1 pseudogene is annotated in these 1,347 nt (G+C 42.5%); it reads left to right on the top strand.

The annotated features are described in order from the left end of the window. Window positions 1-1,347, top strand: a pseudogene (locus ACFIJ7_RS09470) (adhesin); the annotation flags it as partial.

The following is a 1,347-nucleotide window of genomic DNA, read 5'->3' as shown; positions in this document are numbered from 1 at the left end:
GGTCTTGATATGAATTTCAAGAATGTGAATACGCATTTGACGAATGTTGTCAATGAATTCACTGAAAAAGTAACGAACATTACGCAAGAAGTTCAAGGTGATGCTTTGTTGTGGAACAAGGATCAGGGGGCGTTTGTAGCGCAGCATGGAGAAGGAGATGCGAAAGCTAACAGCAAGATTACGTCCCTTCAGGCTGGCAAGATTACAGCAGATTCAACGGACGCTGTTAATGGATCTCAGATTTATTCTGTAAGTGATACATTTGCGAAGTATTTAGATGGTGGCGCTGGATATGATAATGAAGGCAAATGGATTGCTCCTACTTTCAAAGTTACGACATTTAATGATGATGGAAGTCCTGCAGAGCAGGAGTATAAGAGTGTAGCGGCTGCCTTTGCTGGTGTAAGCAGTTCATTCACGAAGCTTCATAATGAGATATCAGACAATATTGAGCAGAATGCGTTGTTGTGGAGTGATGAAGAGAGTGCCTTTGTAGCGCTTCATGGTAAGGAAGATGCAAGAAGCAAGAGCAAACTGAAGTCCCTTTTAGATGGTGATATCTCAGAAGGTTCGACGGAAGCGATCACGGGCAACCAGCTTTATTTGATGAGCAATCAGCTTTCTGCCTATTTTGGTGGTGGAGCTGGCTATAAGGCTGGTGAGTGGACAGCACCTACTTTCAATGTTGCGCAATTCAATTCTGATGGAAGTTCATCAGAGAAGAAGAGCTATCATGATGTAGCGGGTGCTTTTGATGGCGTCAGCGAAAGTATGTCGAGTATCAACGAGCGTATTAAAGAGGTTTCTGATAATAGAGATACGAATAGTTTGAATTGGAATGAAGATAAAGGATCGTATGACGCTAGTCATAAAGGGGCATCGAGTAAGATTACGAATGTAGCGGGTGGTAAGATAGAAGAAGGTTCGCAAGAAGTTGTGAACGGTGGCCAGCTCTGGACAGTGAATGAGAAGGTAAAAGAGGTTGAGAACAAGGTAGATACGATTGATCAGCAGGTAAAAGATATCACGACAGCAGTAACGGATGGAGCTGTTAACTATGACAAAGATGCGGATGGCAAAAAGACCAATAGCATTACGTTAGCAGGTGGGAATGAAAGTGATCCGGTCTTGATAGATAATGTAGCGGATGGCAAAATTGAAGAAGGCTCTAAGCAAGCAGTTAATGGTGGTCAGTTACATGATTACACAGAACAGCAGATGAAGACGGTCCTTGAAGATGCGAAAAAGTATACGGATGATCAAGTGAACGGTCTTGTCAATAATGGCGTTAACGAGGCAAAATCCTATACGGATATGAAGTTTGAGACGTTAAATTATGCTATTGAG

It is taken from the genome of Bartonella sp. MR100HLJHH, assembly GCF_042194215.1.
GTDB lineage: Bacteria > Pseudomonadota > Alphaproteobacteria > Rhizobiales > Rhizobiaceae > Bartonella > Bartonella grahamii.
This window is presented reverse-complemented; position numbering and strand designations above follow the sequence as displayed.